The organism is Planctomicrobium limosum (assembly GCF_051465645.1).
Classification (GTDB): Bacteria; Planctomycetota; Planctomycetia; order Planctomycetales; family Planctomycetaceae; genus Planctomicrobium.
Map to the genome: position 1 here is coordinate 2,274,150 of NZ_CP195790.1, position 15,899 is coordinate 2,290,048.

The 15,899-nt window shown below is 52.7% G+C and carries 11 protein-coding genes; 7 read left to right on the forward strand and 4 right to left on the reverse strand.

Annotated features, from left to right (window positions below):
* The first annotated feature begins 53 nt into the window (after nucleotides 1–53).
* Together SH527x_RS08530 and SH527x_RS08535 are read left to right on the forward strand one after the other, a co-directional pair.
* Complete coding sequence (locus tag SH527x_RS08530; protein ID WP_437194234.1) at nucleotides 54–3,842, forward strand: hypothetical protein; 3,789 nt, start codon at nucleotides 54–56, stop codon at nucleotides 3,840–3,842.
* Nucleotides 3,843–3,960: 118 nt separating this feature from the next.
* Nucleotides 3,961–4,914: an epimerase gene (locus SH527x_RS08535; protein WP_437194235.1), complete on the forward strand. Its 954-nt coding sequence runs from the start codon at nucleotides 3,961–3,963 to the stop codon at nucleotides 4,912–4,914.
* Nucleotides 4,915–4,945: 31 nt separating this feature from the next.
* Here SH527x_RS08535 and ycaC read toward each other — a convergent pair whose 3' ends face one another.
* Nucleotides 4,946–5,569, reverse strand: coding sequence for an isochorismate family cysteine hydrolase YcaC (gene ycaC / locus SH527x_RS08540; RefSeq protein WP_437194236.1), 624 nt, complete (start codon nucleotides 5,567–5,569; stop codon nucleotides 4,946–4,948).
* 368 nt (nucleotides 5,570–5,937) lie between these two features.
* On the opposite strand from ycaC, the gene SH527x_RS08545 reads away from it, so the two are divergent.
* Nucleotides 5,938–6,867 carry a CPBP family intramembrane glutamic endopeptidase gene (locus SH527x_RS08545; protein ID WP_437194237.1) on the forward strand — a complete coding sequence of 310 codons (930 nt, stop codon included), beginning with the start codon at nucleotides 5,938–5,940 and terminating at the stop codon, nucleotides 6,865–6,867.
* A gap of 312 nt (nucleotides 6,868–7,179) precedes the next feature.
* A complete protein-coding gene (locus SH527x_RS08550; RefSeq protein ID WP_437194238.1) occupies nucleotides 7,180–7,683 on the forward strand; it encodes a hypothetical protein in 504 nt (167 codons plus the stop codon).
* Nucleotides 7,684–7,829: 146 nt separating this feature from the next.
* Here the strand turns inward: SH527x_RS08550 and SH527x_RS08555 are convergent, their stop codons facing one another.
* Nucleotides 7,830–9,713, reverse strand: coding sequence for a hypothetical protein (locus SH527x_RS08555; protein WP_437194239.1), 1,884 nt, complete (start codon nucleotides 9,711–9,713; stop codon nucleotides 7,830–7,832).
* A gap of 526 nt (nucleotides 9,714–10,239) precedes the next feature.
* Here SH527x_RS08555 and sppA point away from each other — a divergent pair.
* Nucleotides 10,240–11,265: a signal peptide peptidase SppA gene (gene sppA / locus SH527x_RS08560; protein WP_437194240.1), complete on the forward strand. Its 1,026-nt coding sequence runs from the start codon at nucleotides 10,240–10,242 to the stop codon at nucleotides 11,263–11,265.
* Between the two features lie 141 nt (nucleotides 11,266–11,406).
* Here the strand turns inward: sppA and SH527x_RS08565 are convergent, their stop codons facing one another.
* Both SH527x_RS08565 and SH527x_RS08570 read right to left on the reverse strand, forming a co-directional pair.
* Nucleotides 11,407–11,964, reverse strand: coding sequence for a PspA/IM30 family protein (locus SH527x_RS08565; RefSeq protein ID WP_437194241.1), 558 nt, complete (start codon nucleotides 11,962–11,964; stop codon nucleotides 11,407–11,409).
* A 386-nt stretch (nucleotides 11,965–12,350) separates the two neighbouring features.
* A complete protein-coding gene (locus SH527x_RS08570) occupies nucleotides 12,351–12,944 on the reverse strand; it encodes an RNA polymerase sigma factor (protein ID WP_437194242.1) in 594 nt (197 codons plus the stop codon).
* Nucleotides 12,945–13,344: 400 nt separating this feature from the next.
* On the opposite strand from SH527x_RS08570, the gene SH527x_RS08575 reads away from it, so the two are divergent.
* Nucleotides 13,345–14,580, forward strand: coding sequence for a lactate racemase domain-containing protein (locus SH527x_RS08575; RefSeq protein ID WP_437194243.1), 1,236 nt, complete (start codon nucleotides 13,345–13,347; stop codon nucleotides 14,578–14,580).
* 89 nt (nucleotides 14,581–14,669) lie between these two features.
* Complete coding sequence (locus tag SH527x_RS08580; protein ID WP_437194244.1) at nucleotides 14,670–15,866, forward strand: M24 family metallopeptidase; 1,197 nt, start codon at nucleotides 14,670–14,672, stop codon at nucleotides 15,864–15,866.
* Nucleotides 15,867–15,899: the final 33 nt, after the last annotated feature.

Here is a 15,899-nt window from a genome sequence, read left to right on the forward strand (position 1 = left end):
TGTTGTGATTGCAAAAGGCCTCGACATGCACCTGATTTTGAAATGGTGATGAAATGGCAGATCCCCGTCTTCTTCGACGACTGGATCAGGTCAGCGATCGTTCGCGACGCTGGAAAAGACTTGCAGCCTCAGCGATCGGGTGGACGGTGCTGGCCGTCTGTCTCTGGAGCCTGACCCGTCTGGGGGCCTGGCAATCAGCGGACCTTCTGATTCTCCCTGGGGTGATCGCCGTCATCTTGGCGGGTGTCTGGACAGGTCGCCGACAGAAACGCGATCTCCATGACGCCGCGTTGCTTATTGAAAAGAATTACCCTGAGCTTGATGGGCGCTTGATCACCGCTGTCGAACAGCATCCTCAGGGGCGCCAATGGGATTTCACCTATCTGCAATCTGAATTGCTGAACGAGGTTTTCTCGCACCTGCGGCAGAAGAACTGGCACGAGACGATCAATCGGAGCCAACTCCGATGGATACATGCAGTTCATCTCCTAGCGTTTGTAGCTGCTGCCGGAATGGCGTGGACGATTATTTCTCATCGCACTCAGGGAAACCCCGGCGACGCCACCGGCAACAACCTGACAGCTCCCAATCCGGCCGCATTCAAAATCGATGTTGAACCAGGCGATGTCGAACTGGAACGAGGAACGCCGCTTCTTGTCCTCGCGCGATTTACCGGCTCGACCCCGTCGCAGGTTGAACTCGTGACTCGGGACTCAAACGGAGGTGAAGCACGGCTCCCTTTGAACAAGAGTCTGAATGACCCGTTGTTTGGAGGTCGCGTTCCACAGGTGCAGCGGAACCTGACTTATCACATCGAAGCTGACGGCGAACGAACACCGGATTTTCAGGTCACAACATTCGATTACCCTGACCTTGTTCAGGCAGATGCGGTCGTCAATTCCCCGGAGTACACAGGCATCGCCCCCAAATCGATTGCGGACGTTCGCCGTGTGACTGTCGTTGAAGGTTCTCAACTCGACCTGACCTGCCTGCTCAACAAGCCGGTTAAGTCCGCAAGACTTCAGGCGGAGAATCTCCCTGATGTGGAATTAACGTCCTCCGAGAAGCACCCGCACACTCAGATGACGTCATGGTCGAAAATGGCCCCCGGTGAGTGGAAATACAAACTCATTCTGGAAGACGAACAAGGCCGCCAGAACAGGCTTCCCCCGGAGATTCGTGTCTCGGTTGTTGAAAATCGGGCACCGGATCTGAAAGTTGCTTTCCCGGCTAAAGACCTTCGGGTCTCATCGCTACAGGAACTTCTGCTCTCGGCTGAGGCGAGCGACGACTACGGACTAAAAGAACTCGGGTTGATCTATCAGCTTCCAACTGGTCAGGAAGAAACACTGAAACTCAACGACACAGCAAAGCCTGACGAGAAGTCGACAGTGTCTCACCTGCTTGCGTTTGAATCACTCGCCGTTAAACCAGACGATCTGGTGTCTTACTACTTCTATGCTGATGACCTTGGGCCCGACGGAATCGTGCGTCGAACCTTCAGTGATCTCTTCTTCGCTGAGGTCCGCCCGTTTGAAGAGATCTTCCGACAGGTCCCTCCTTCGAACAGCAATGCTGAAGGTGAACAGGCCGAAGGCGGACCATCACAGCAATTGCTGGAACTCCAGAAACAGGTTGTCACCGGGACATGGAATGTCATTCGCCGTGAACGCCGCGACCCGCCAACGACACGATTTTCAGGTGAAGTCAACACCCTCGCGGAATCGCAACGTGTCATTCAGCAGCAGGCCGAGCAACTGGAATCAACGCTGGAAGATCCCCAACTGAAGCAACATGCTCAGCAGGCCATCCGCTCAATGAAAGCCGCAGCCGAATCATTTCAGCAGACGGTAACGACGAACTCAATTGCGACACTCCCACGTGCCCGAGACGCGGCTCAACAGGCATATCGGGCACTGCTTCAGATGCAGAGTCGCGAGAATCAGGTTTCCCAATCTCAGAGCCGAAGCGGGAAATCCAGTTCTCAGCAAATGAACCAGCAGATGCAGTCACTGCAACTGAAGAACGATCAGGATCGGTACGAACAGGAACGGCAGGCTCAGGCCGAGAAGAGTGAATCCGACCAATCGATGCAGCGCGTTCTAAACCAGCTCAAGGAACTTGCCCAGCGTCAAGCGGACTTGAATGACCGACTGCGTGAACTGGAATCCGCACTGCGCAAAGCCGAATCGGAAGAAGATAAAGAAGCCATTCAACGTGAGTTAAAACGATTGCAGGAAGAACAGCGTGAGTTGCTTCAGGAACTCGATGAAGCCAGAGAGCGCATGAATCAGGAGCAGTCCCGATCTGAACTCAACGAGGCACGCCAACAGGCAGAACAGACGAGACAACATCTGCAGCAGACGGCTGACGCATTACAAAAAGGGCAAACCTCGCAGGCACTGACTGAAGGGAGCCGCGCTCAGCAGCAACTGGAGAAGCTCGAAGAGCAAGTCCGCGAGAAAGTGTCAGGTCGTTTTGACAACGCAATGAAGGAACTTCGCGACGACACACGAAAGCTCGCGGATCGTCAGGAGGAGATTTCCAAGTTGCTGGAGCCTACTCCAAACGATCCAGCAGTCGGGCCGCGTTCGTTGAGGGAAAACAAGGATGCTGATGAAAACCAGCTCGCAGAGCAGATGACGAACCAAAAGGAGAAACTGAGCGAGATTCTGGAGCGAGCCAAGGACTTAGTGGTTCAATCAGAATCGAGCGAGCCGCTGCTGTCCAAGAAGCTCTACGACACACTTCGCAACCTCCAGAAGTACGAACCGGAGAAGGCACTCGAACAGGCGGCCATGCTTTCCCGTCGAGGGCTCAAAGGAAATGCAGCAGACTTTGAAAAGCAGGCGAGTCAGGGGATTGATGAACTGAAGGCCGGAATCGAAGAGGCCGCCGAAAGTATCCTCGGGAACGAAGACTCCGCACTTCGATTGGCACAGCAGGAATTGTCACAACTGGCCGAATCAATTCGTCAGGAGTTGGAACAAGGAGCTGGATCACCAGAATCTGGACAGTCTCAACAAGACTCGCAACCAGAGAAAATGCCTGCCGGTAATTCACAGAAGGACTCGACCAAGCCTGAAGGATCTGAACGCTCCAGTCCAATGAACGAGCCATCGTCAGTTAACTCTCCTCAAGAGGGAGCACAGAACGGGTCTGAACAAAGCAAAGGCAAGCCAACCGAAGGAATGCCCAATTCCCCCTCCGGTGAGTCTCCGTCTTCCGAGAAATCACAAAGTCCGTCTCAGGGGGGATCACAAAGCCCGTCGCAGCAACAATCACCGGGGAACCAATCCGGTGGTCAATCCCCAGGCCAACAACAGCAACAACAGACGCAGCAATCAGGGCAACAAGCTCAGCAGTCTCAACAAGCTCAGCAGGGCCAGCAAGCCGGAGGGATGAACAACGCTCCATCTTTGGCTGACGCATTGAATCAGGCGTTAAACCCTTCTGGAGCGGGAGGTCCAGGTAACGAGAGTGGCTCTGTACCAAATAGGCCACTATCAGGTGGAGCGTTTCGCGAGTGGTCGGACCGGATGCGGGATGTCGAAGAAATGCTGACGACTCCGGAACTTCGTGCACAGGCCGCCGCAATTCGTGATCGGGCTCGGCTCGAACGTCTGGAAGTGAAACGCCATTCCAAGCAACCAGATAAAGAACTGGTGCGAACTTCCATTTATGGCCCGTTGCTGGATCTCCAGAGGCAGATCGACGAAGAACTGATTCGACGGAATCCAGACAATTCACAAGTTCCCATCGACCGAGATCTGGTTCCTGATCGCTATCAGCAAATGGTCAAAGACTACTACGAACAACTCTCCCGCAAGCCGCAGGAATAGCGCCGTTCCAGAAAGAGCTCCAGAGACGCGAACCTGACCTCCCCTTCCTCTCTCCTACAGGATGTTGAGATCACTCTCTCTTCCAACTCAGGCAACCGCGTTTCCGGGAATCATTTCGATGATTGAAAGCACTCATCGTGGTCATATCGTGATCGCCGGAGGGAGCGGGTTTCTTGGTGTCTCACTGGCAACTCACCTGATCAACAAGGGGTGGGCGGTCACCATTCTTTCTCGCACTCCTCCGCGTTGTCTCGGACAGTGGACTCACGTGACCTGGGATGCACACACACTCGGAGACTGGAGCCACGTTCTCGATGGTGCTCAGGGGTTGGTCAATCTCACTGGGCGAACCGTCGACTGCATCAAGACTCCAGACCATCAAGACGAAATCCTGCGAAGTCGGGTTGAGTCCACCAGAGTACTTGGGCTCGCGGTTCGAGCAGTGAAAGCACCGCCGCCAGTCTGGGTTCAGATGAGCACAGCGCACATTTATGGCGATCCACCAGAAGTCGTGTGCAACGAGAACTCTGCATTCGGATACGGACTTGCGCCGTTTGTCGGTCAGGCATGGGAACGTGAATTTGCAGAGAGCGTTCTGCCAACTCAACGACAGGTGATACTCCGCACAAGCTTTGTGATCGGGCACAATCGAGGAAACAACGGAGGCGCGTTGAAGCGATTGCTGACGCTGGTACGTCTCGGGCTGGGTGGCACCGTCGGTTCCGGAAAACAAGGAATGAGCTGGATTCACGAAACCGACATGAACCGCATCTTCGATCGTGCACTGACAAACGAACAGATGCAGGGAGCTTACATCGCATCCTCCCCGAATCCTGTCCCGCAGCGTCAGTTCATGAAAACACTTCGACGGGTTGTCGGAATGCCGGTCGGGTTGCCCGCCTTTTCATGGATGGTCCGTATTGGAGCCCCATTATTCATGCGGACTGATCCAGAACTTGCACTCTATGGTCGCTATGTCTTCCCACAGCGACTTCGAGATGAAGGCTTCGAATTCCAGTTTCCAGATCTGGAAGTAGCACTGCGAGATCTGTTGAAATCGTCGGCCAAGTAACGAACGCTGGGGATCATGTTTTCAAAGACGCCTACTTCCTGGCGCTGTAGCTCGTGATCAAATTGCGATAAGCCGGGAGGTGATTCGAGAAGAGAGCTCCCAGCCCTTCGACATCGTTTCGCCAATCACGATGCAATTCACAAGCAACTCCGAACCATGTCATCAGCTGAGCACCAGCGGCAGCCATGCGCGCCCATGCCGCATCGCGAGTCGTCTTATTAAAGGTTCCAGACGCATCGGTCACGATGAAGACTTCATACCCTTCTTCAAGAGCCGACAATGCAGGAAACGCCACACACACTTCGGTGACGACACCTGCAATGAGCAACTGTTTCTTCCCAGTTGCCTTGACCTCTTTCACAAAGTCGTCGTTATCCCAGGCATTGATCTGCCCGGGACGAGCGATGTAAGGAGCGTCTGGAAAAAGCTCTTTCAATTCAGGAACAAGAGGTCCATTTGGCCCAGTCTCGAAGCTCGTTGTCAGGATCGTCGGCAGATTGAAATATTTTGCGGCATCAGCAAGTGCGAGAACATTGTTCTTGAACTCGTCTGGCGAGAAATCGCCAACGATATTGCATAGGCCGGACTGGTGATCGACCAGCAATACGGCAACATCGGTTTTGTCCAGACGACGATATTGAAAAGTTGAGCTCATTGTTTCTCCGATTGTTGCCCACGTCTTGATCAGGTCATCCCCCGACATCTCCTCGTTATAGTCAGGGAACACGACCTGTACAGAGCTTTCAGATAGAATCAGACGCACAACTCTCGGCAGGCTTTCTTCTGTTACACAGGTGCATTTCAATACATCGAATCACAACAGAATTCTTATTCTCACCCTGTCACTAGTGAGGCGTTTTGATTCTCCATTCGCATTTCATTGAGAACTATTCGGAAAGAAGCTGACTTCGCCTGTTGAAACTGGGCTTTTCAATGCGTTTAAGAAAGCTGATCATGGCAAAGAATCATCGCACCCGCTGGTCACTCATCGAGAGTGGGAATTGATAGGACGGAGAAGATGGCATGCGTACCAATTGGCTCACGCGACGTCAGCACTTGCCAGTCAGTCAGGATTCTGCGGCCTGTTCGATCTTTGAAGCACTAGCCTGGATGGCGGGATTTCTCTTTGCTCAAGCAATCGCGCTCGCTGCAGTTCTGACGATTCTCTATACCAGCTCTTTCGGATTGATTTGGCCGAATCAGAAGGAACTCGTTCACTGGATTCTCGACACGAACCTTGACCGCTCTTTTCTGTTAATCGGAACGCCTGTCCTCGGGGCCGTCTTCTTATTGCTGCCACTTATCCGCTGGCGAGAAGGTCAAAACTACCGCGAACGCATTGGGTGGAGGACGCCAACTGTCGACGAATTTGTCATTTCGCTGGCGACGGTCTGTCCCATCGCGCTGATTGGAAATCTTCTGTATGAGGTGACAAATCTCTGGTGGAAAGGCGAGGAGGTCATTGCGTGGACATCGGCCACGGCGATCCAGCAGACGTCACTCGAACACTTGTATTCCACGTTTCATGGAGTTCCATACCCGATCCTGATCGTCGCGATGGCACTGGCTCCGGCGTTTTTAGAAGAACTGATTTTTCGCGGGGTCCTTGGCCGCAGACTGGTCGGTCGATACGGAGTCACCGCTGGCGTCTTGTTGTCTTCCACATGCTTTGCCGCGGTGCATGGGTCACTCCCTCACGCACTGGCCACACTTCCCGTTGGCATCCTGTTGCATCTGCTCTATCTGCAAACAGGCACGATCTGGGTGCCGGTCCTCGTCCACTTTGGAAACAACCTGCTCGCGGTCTCGCTTGTCCATTTTAATCTGCAGCAGGAATCAACGTTCTCCCCGACTCTGGTGTTCTCGATGAGTCTGTATCTCGTGATGATGCTGGCGCTCCTGTCTGTCCGCACTCAGGAATGGCAACTCAGAAACCAGCAATCAACGATTTAGACGACCTTCGTCCAAAAGAAGGTTTCAGTGGCACCAGAGGCGTCCCACGCTCCAGAATGGAACGCGATCTCTGAACGAACAGTGCCTGTCGGGTTGAAACCATGCGAAGCATTCCCCCTAAGAGACGACGAAAAGCAGCTCATCACAACTCTGTAACCTCTTAAAATGGCGGCACTTGCAGGCCATCCAACCTGACAATTCCAGTAATCCATCTCATCCTAATTCGGATGAAAGAACTGAATTCCCCCAGTTTTCTGTCTGAAATCGTCGTACGATTTGATGCAGAGACTTTGATTTACAACGGGAGGGAAGATGGCACTTCGACACGACCTCGAACAGCACCTGTCCAGGTTGTCTCAGTCATCAACCACAATGCCGACGACGGTGCAAATCGCGGATTCAAACGGAATTGAACTCAGACTGGAACTGGTTCGCCTGGAGTCCATGAGTTGTGCGTTCTCGGAACTGGTTCTGTTCGTACCACAGCTGAGTAACGTGGCGTTTGATGTTCTGAAACGCTGGGCGGATGCTTTAAGCCAACGAGTCCGATATCTGATGGAAAAAATCGGAATGCTCGAAGTCGATCCGACTCACGGGCAGGTTCTTATCCGATCACTTCCACCACATTCGACACCGGCAGGGCAGCAGTATTACGAAGTGCTGCTCTCACAGTCCGGGAATGGAACTTTTGCTTTGCGAAGATACCGATCCATCGCAGGTCAACCAGGACGAGACCTTGTCGAGATCACGGTGACGCACGAGGTTCTTTTCAAGCTGGTCGAGGACTTGATTGAAACGATCCCGACCGGCCCTTGAACATCCAAGTAAGGATGTTCAAGCAACCGGCAAGGATGTCATTCAACATGACTTAACGAAACAAGGGGAGCAATTCCCCCCGGATTGCTCCCCCTGCACGTCAAACCGATCGAGTCAATCGGTCGAGTCTTGTTGACCTGTTCGGTCTATTCGTTCATTGCATGGCTGCTTGGTGCGGCAACAAATGTTTCCATCGTTTCAACTGATGAAAACAGATACAGACGGCCTTTGAACCAGACTGCATAGTCCAGCGAGCCTTCCAAAGCTTCGCCTGCCAGAGCCTCGTGAATCACGTCGCCGCATGAATTCACAGGAGCGTACTTCGCTGGTTCTGCTTCAAACTTCTCCATCGCCTCTTTTGAAGAGAAGCTGTAGGTGTAGTCGTTGTAGACCACTTCGAATTCTGCTTTGGAATCGACAAGGTCTCGCTGATCTCGCAACACGACCGGGCAGAAGCCTTTCAATCCCGCCATATTTTTTCTGGCAGCAATCCGCTCAAACTTTGACTTTGGGTCACTCTGTTGAGCTGGCTTTTCTTCATTTGGTGCAGGAGGCAGTTCAGCGGCATTGGACTTCACAGCTGGTGCGTCAGGAACCGGAGGAGCCATCGACAATTTCGGCAGGCTCTCCTCTGAAGGAAGTTCCAGTGCTGGAACCTTCATCTCTTTTGGCTCTTCCAATGGCAGTGTCGGTTGATCAGCTGGCTTAGCAGCTGTGACTTCTGGTGGAGCGACCGGCAGCAACTTCAGAGTCGGCACATTCTGAAGCTGAACCTGAGGAGAATCAACCATCGCTACCTGAACCGGAGGCGTAGCTGGTGCAGGCGTCTGTGTCGCAACCTGTGGGGCCGCATCAGGAGTTGCTGGCATCGCATCTGGGACCTTCGCAGGCAGAATGGCGACATCAGCATCCAGTGTCAGACCGGTATACGGTTTATCTACTCCCTGAGCAGCAACTGCAGGCTCAGTTGGCTTGGCCATTGTGGACTTGTCCGCAGGGAACAGGTCTGCAAATGGATCAGCAGATTTTGGAGCGGTAGCTTTCGGAACAGCAGCGGTGGCAACTGGTGGAGTCGCTGGAGCTGCCCCCCCTTCTGGTGCAGGTGGCAGGATATTTGCCACTGGCTTCTGTGCCTGAGCCCCTCCCATCGGCTCCCCTGGAGCGATCCCCTGCACTGGTGGCAAAGCCTGAGGCTTGATTTCCAGTGATGGCATACTGTTGCTGGCAGACAACGGTGCCGGAGGGACAAGTGGAGAGACAACTGGAGCTTGATAGGAATCCTGAGGAGGCGGAGGAGCCTGAACGGTTTTCTGCTCTCCCTGCATGATCATCTTCAGCTCAGGCAGATTCTGGAGTGGAGGCAGTTGAACCCCTGGTGCAGGTGGAGGTGCAACTCGCACCTGCTGACTCATACCAACTCCTCCATCTGGAGCAGGTGGCACATGATCCACAATCGGATTGACCGATGGTGAAGGCTGAAACAACCCTGGCTGCATTGTCGCAGGTGGTGCAGATGGAATCCCTGGGATCTGCCCCGGTGTCGAACCAGTAACACCCGGTGCCTGTGGAGGCGATGGGTACTGTGACGCCTTCGGATAATTCATACCCGGATCGACAGGAGCCGTTGTCCGTCCTCGGAAGACACGCCCGAACCGATTCAGAATCCCTGATGACTCTGTCTGTTGAACATCTGACTGATATTGAACAGTCTGATACTCACCACGATTTGCCTGAATCGGCTTGCTGTGATCTTGTGATGCTGAGCGACTCAGAATCGGCATCGTTTGGTTGGCATTTGCACCGGCACCAGAGTGCTGTGCAGTTGTGTTCACTGGAATCGGCTGCAATGCAAGCGGTGCATCGACGGGAAACATCCCCGGTGCATAACCGGGAGCGACATTGGCACCCGATGCTGGATACATTGACTGTTGAGCAACTACGGAACCCGACAGGGAACACACAGCTGAACCAGCAATCGATGCCAGCATCAGTGGACGAGTGGTTCGAATCAGGCGTCGATAGAGAGTCATCTTTTTACTGCTCCCTTATGGACAGACGGTGGTGACGCTGTCCATGGAAATGCCAATTAACTCGCCAGCCATTCCTGTTTCTCACTGGATGTCTCGAACAGTCGTTCGAGTTTCCAGTCTTCAGCAGATTTCAGCACTCAAGCCACATGCATCAGAGACGACATGTGCACTTGGTAAATGCTGCAAATCCACGAAGAGAAACACAAAAAAACTGGATATGTTCGAATTCATCCCTGTACCGTTCAGCAGAATTCCATCACTCTGGAAGTCAGCAAAACGCAGAAACGGTATGGCGATTCGTGACAACAGTCGGATTCACGATTCACCATCCTCCGAGGCCCCCCCTCGGCGAATTCTCAAAACAATTCCTACAGCCGGATTATCCGGCGGCTTTGGAAATATCGGCGTGCTGGTAAGATGCAGATAAAGGACTGATGGCTATTCTCAATTGATTCGATCCGAAGATCGAGACCATGTCATACAGTCGAAAACATCAAAAAACTCAACACAACCTACCTGGTTTGCCATGAATCAACCGATCGACACGACTTCGCAGCAGCCCATCAAGGTGATCGTTGTGAACCCGAGCCGCCGCTGGCTGATCACGATTTTGATCTTAATGCTGGTGGGATCACTCTTTGTGAACTTGACCCTGTCGGCGATGAAGTCCGACTTCACAACTGAAACGAATGCACCGACGGAGAAGTTCCATTCCGGTGACTCAAAAGCGACCGACAAGATTGCCAGAATCGTCACTGACTTCACGATCATGCCACCACACACTGATCGCCTGCTCAAGATCATCGAGCACGTTCAGAAGAAAGTTGACGTGAAAGGCGTTTTGCTTGTCATCGATAGTCCCGGTGGACTGGTGTCAGACAGCCATGAGATTTACCACAAGCTGCTGAAGCTGAGCGAAAAGAAGCCGATTCATGTCTACATGAAAGGGATCGCAGCATCTGGAGGTTATTACATCGCAATGGGTGCCGGAGAAGGTGCCCCTATCTATGCCGAACCGACAACCTGGACGGGTTCAATCGGCGTCATTATGCCACGTTATGATGTTAGCGAACTCGCCAACAAGTTCGGTATCAAACCGGATTCACTCGCAACGGGTCCACTCAAAGACACTCTGAATCCATTGAAGGAACTGAGTGAAGCGGAAAGAAAAGTCTGGATGACAATCCTGGACGATTCCTTCAACCGATTCCTGAAAGTCATTGATGACAGTCGTGCCAACCTGAACATGGATCAGGTGAAAGCGCTGGCAACCGGGCAGGTTTACACCGCTCAACAGGCGTTGGATCTGGGGCTCATCGACAAGATTGGTTACGAAGAAGATGTCGTCGCCGCGCTGAAAGAGAAGCTGGGACTGACTTCTGTGAAAGTCATCAACTACGAATCGCAGAAATCACTGGCTGAAATCCTCGTTGGAGCCCAAGCCGCTTCAGTCCAGACTGACCCGTTGACGCGCGTTCTCGACGCCAATGTCCCTCGCGCAATGTACCTCTTCGGGTGGCCAGCGACGCCATCTTACATGTCGACTTATTAAAAGTCTGAGGACATTCACCCGTCTCGAAAACAAAGTGACCTCGTCGCGGTGTTCTCATAAGAACGAATGCGACGAGGTCACTTTTGTATTTCAGCAACGGATTTCTAATCCGTCGGCCAGTTGATGCCGTCGGTCAGCTTATCAGCCGCCCAGGTTCATTTGGCGTCTCAATTCTTCCAGTTCGGAATCAACGCGATTTGGACGCGAATTCGTCACGGAAGCGAGAGTCGAATCAACAAATGAACGTGTTCCCCCTTCACTTGCCGCTTCAGCTTCTCCACGCATTTCTTTCAGTCGACGACATGCATCAGCGACTCTCGCCTGCAATGCCGACAACATTGTCTGCAGATGGTCGCGTGTTCCGATGGCAGCCTGAAGCTGTTGCTCTAATCCGGCGATCAGATCTTCAACCTCATATTTGCGTTCAAGGCATTCTCGCGCAATTCCCTCTTCGCTGGACTTCAACGCATCTTGAGCCCTGACAATCCATCGAGCGATCTCAAGTCGATGCTCAGAGATTTCTGTCTCAAGCCTCCCGACGTTGGAAATCGCCGTGCGAACACAGCGTTCCGCTCCTGCAACCCCTTCTTTCATTTCTCCAAGAATCGCTTCAAGGGCTGCCAAGGGGTCTTCGCAACGCGTCAACAGAGAACTGAGATTACAGGTGACGATGTCCGTTAATCTGCTGAAGTATGCCATATCAATCCTCAATCAACATCGGACCGGTCACGTCCGGTTTCGCCAGCGGCAATTGTCGCCTTCGCCGCCACGACATCGTGACGTCCCTTTGAGTCATCAACTCTATCTATTCAACAAAACGAGACCTGTCTGGTCTCTCTTTCCCCAACCTTCGAGCGATCTCTCTTACGAAACCTCGACGTATCGGGATTGCCTCAAATACCGGCCCACATTTTTCTTAACGTTTCGTAATATTCGACGGATCAAAAATGTCGGTAAAGAGGGCGTTTTTCTCAAAGTCAAATCGTTCCCTACCCCATCCATCCGGGACTGATTCGTCCACACAACAATCATTTCAGAACGGTATCTGTTCCCGCGTTCCAGAAGCCATTCAATCTGAAAACACTCTATCTTGAATCTGCCTCATAGCTTGGAGCCATTCCTCTGGAACGCAGTTTTTCCGCAAGCTTTTCCCGGGCGAGACGCAATCGGCTTTTACAGGTCGCCAATGGCACATCCATGATTTCGGCAACCTCAGGCAAACTCAATTCAGAAAAATGGTGTAACAGAAATGTCTGACGCTGATCCTCCGGAATCTCTGCCAGTAATTCGTCGATCAATTCGCTGAATTCACGTTGTTCCAGGGCCATTTCTGGCGGGCGGAACTCGTCTGCAATCCGTGCCACCAGATCGTCTTCCGCATCACGCTGACGAACCAGAGACTTCACCAGTGCATTGTTCGAGTGTCGCCGCACATTGTCGATCAAAAGATTTCTGGCAAGTCGAAAAAGCCATCCTCGGAATCGCCCCAGGGTCAGGTAATCCCATGCGTGATTGTGAACTTTGAGCAGCGTTTCCTGAGCCAGATCTTCGGAAAGCTGCAAATCACGCGTATTTCGCATGAAAAAGCCAATGAGAACTCCCTGATAGCGTTCAACGATTTTGGCAAATGCCGCATCATCGCCAGATTGAACTCCAATCATGAGCTCGTCATCGGTCATAAATCGCCAATCACCTTGTGAAACATGGTCTTCTTCAGGCAATCCACCTGACAACGGGATTTACAATACAAATTCAAGTCATTTGAAATATAGGCGATTTGAATGGTCACAAGCAATTTCTAAATGAATCCATTATTTGGTGTCGGGTTCCAATCGCGAATCTCTCTGAAATCATCGAATTGAGTTTTCAAAGACGCCCCTCACTGAAGCAGGGGCAGCGGTGCAGCGATTTCGTTATCATTTGAATCTATCTCAAGCGGATTTCAACAACGTGTGACCTTCCTACGCCGAAAAGTCTGCCCTCTAAAGGTGTTTCGACGACGGACGCAGTCCCACCTTCCTGAAATCAGGCTGAAGATTTCAAGCCATTTTCGAATTTCACTTTTGCCGTCGATATCCAATGCCCTCAGCGACTCCTCCATCACAACTTACATATGGCCGCACAGGCCACCTCTCACTCAGCGATGTGCAGGACTCGATTGTTCAGGTGCATACTGCTCCGGCGCCTCTCCTTACTCCAGAGGAGGCGATTCGCAACGCTTTCGACGAGCCAATCGACTACCCGGAAATCTCGAATACGATTCTTCCTGACGACATCATTGCTGTCGTGATTGAAGTCGATACGCCGATGGCGGACCAGATCTTCGCGGAACTGTGGCGACGCCTGGAGAATGCTGGCGTCTCCCCTGAAAACGTCACGATTGTGCAACCTGCTGTCTGGAAGACTGTGACCGGAATCGATCCGCGAGCAAAGCTCCCGCAGGAAATCCAGAATGCCCTGAAGCTGCATCGCCATGACCCCACAGACGAGAAAGGGTGCGCGTACGTCGCATCGACTGCTGGTGGCGAACGAATTTACCTCTCTCAAATTCTGGCCTTTACCGATGTCGTTTTCTCAATCGGCCCCGTCGGATTCGATCCCATTCTCGGCGTCAAAGGGGGAGCGAGCTGTCTCTACCCAGGGTTATCCGATGTGGAATCAATTCGCCGTTCACAGGGACAAGGACACGAAGAACTGCGCCCACAGGACCCGCGTCCGTTCCGGGAATTTGTCGATGAAGTTGGCTGGCTGCTTGGACTCCAGTTCTCCGTAGTCGTCGTCCCATCCGGCTCTGAGCTGGGAAGTTCAGTTCTCGTCGGGCAATCCGATGCGGTCATCAAAGAAGCTCGCAAATTGATGGAGTCGAATTGGATCATCCATTCGACTGAACGGGCAGAACAAGTTCTGGTGACTGTCCCGGTTGATGCCAATGGACACGGCTGGGATCAGGTCGCCGCTGCCGTCGATGCAGGCAGACGCTTGGTCGAACGCAACGGGCGCATTATCGTGCTTTCGCAAATCGATTCGCTCCCCGGGCCTGGTCTGGAGATTCTGAAATCGGTGCGAGAACCTCACGAAGCGCTGAGACCGATCCAGAAAGCGAACACACCGGACCTGATCGCCGCGTCACGTATCGCTGCTGCTGCCGACTGGGCCAACGTCTCGCTACTCAGCAAGCTTGATCCAACCGTCGTTTCGGATCTCTTCATGATTCCGTTGGAATCCGAAACTGAGGTACTGCGTCTGATTGAGAACGGGGCTGACACTGTCGTCATCGAAGGAGGACAGCACACCTTCGTACAAAGTGTCATCTAGACCAGTTCGCGAGTGAAAGTGGCGGTTTCAGAAAGACGACCACAGCATTTCAGCTGTTCAATTTCGACGTTGTCGAAGGGAGCAATCCGATGGCGAGCTTTCAATTGTCAGAAATCCAGAAGGCCCTCACGGACTTTGGAATCGACGGATGGCTGCTCTATGACTTTCGCGGGAACAATCCCCTCGCAGGTCGCGTCCTGAACTTCCCGGAAGGTCGGAAAACATCGCGTCGCTGGTGCTACTGCATTCCAGCAACGGGAACTCCTTCGAAACTCGTTCATCGCATCGAAGAGTCCGTTCTGGATGAACTTCCCGGCGAAAAGACGGTTTATCTTCCATGGCAGCAGTTCGAAGCCGGCCTGCAAGCCTTCTGTCAGGGTAAACAGAAGATCGCGATGGAGTACTCGCCAATGGGCGGGAACCCGTATGTCTCTCGTGTGGATGCCGGAACGGTCGAACTGGTGCGGTCCTTCGGGGTCGACGTCGTCTCTTCTGGTGATCTGATTCAGTTGTTCGAATCGACATGGACAGAGGAGCAATGGCAGCAACACCTGAAAGCCGCAGAGGTCACAAACAAGGCTTATGATGTTGCCTGGAAACTGATTGCCGATCGTGTTCGCACCGGCGCCGGAGTCAGTGAAAAGGAAGTAGAAGAAGCCATCATGAGCTTCTTCGATGCCTCCGGAATGACAACATATCATCCTCCGATCGTCGCCAGAAATGAGCACAGTGGCTCTCCGCACTATGAAACCGCGACCGGCGCCGATACGCAGATTCGAGAGAATGATTTCGTACTCATCGATCTTTGGGCAAAACTTGACGAGCCGAATTCGGTTTACAGTGACCTGACGAGAGTCGGCTACGTTGGCAATGAGGTCCCGCCGAAGTACGCAGAGATTTTCTCCATCGTGGCAGCAGCACGCGACACCGGAATCGCGATGGTCAGATCGGCGATGGCGTCAGGAGATTCGCTGAAAGGAGCTGATGTCGATCAGGCCGTGCGTGATGTCATTATAAAACATGGTTACGGCGAATATTTCACTCATCGAACCGGTCACAACATCGGTCAGGAAGTCCACGGGAACGGAGCCCATCTCGACAATCTCGAGACACGCGAAGACCGTCAGTTGCTGCCGGGAACATGCTTCTCGATCGAGCCGGGAATCTATCTGAAAGAGTTTGGCGTCCGTCTGGAGGTCGATGTCTACATCGACAAAGCAAAGCAGGTTCACGTCACCGGGGGAGCACTTCAACAGGAAGTCATCCCAATTCTGCGAGACTTCTAAAGAAGCAATCCTGCCTAAAAAACAAAGAGTCTG

Coding starts and splice junctions, on each gene's coding strand:
- SH527x_RS08530 (WP_437194234.1), top strand. CDS start 54: ATGGCAGATCCCCGTCTTCTTCGACGACTGGATCAGGTCAGCGATCGT.
- SH527x_RS08535 (WP_437194235.1), top strand. CDS start 3,961: ATGATTGAAAGCACTCATCGTGGTCATATCGTGATCGCCGGAGGGAGC.
- ycaC (WP_437194236.1), bottom strand. CDS start 5,569: ATGAGCTCAACTTTTCAATATCGTCGTCTGGACAAAACCGATGTTGCC.
- SH527x_RS08545 (WP_437194237.1), top strand. CDS start 5,938: ATGCGTACCAATTGGCTCACGCGACGTCAGCACTTGCCAGTCAGTCAG.
- SH527x_RS08550 (WP_437194238.1), top strand. CDS start 7,180: ATGGCACTTCGACACGACCTCGAACAGCACCTGTCCAGGTTGTCTCAG.
- SH527x_RS08555 (WP_437194239.1), bottom strand. CDS start 9,713: ATGACTCTCTATCGACGCCTGATTCGAACCACTCGTCCACTGATGCTG.
- sppA (WP_437194240.1), top strand. CDS start 10,240: ATGAATCAACCGATCGACACGACTTCGCAGCAGCCCATCAAGGTGATC.
- SH527x_RS08565 (WP_437194241.1), bottom strand. CDS start 11,964: ATGGCATACTTCAGCAGATTAACGGACATCGTCACCTGTAATCTCAGT.
- SH527x_RS08570 (WP_437194242.1), bottom strand. CDS start 12,944: ATGACCGATGACGAGCTCATGATTGGAGTTCAATCTGGCGATGATGCG.
- SH527x_RS08575 (WP_437194243.1), top strand. CDS start 13,345: ATGCCCTCAGCGACTCCTCCATCACAACTTACATATGGCCGCACAGGC.
- SH527x_RS08580 (WP_437194244.1), top strand. CDS start 14,670: ATGGCGAGCTTTCAATTGTCAGAAATCCAGAAGGCCCTCACGGACTTT.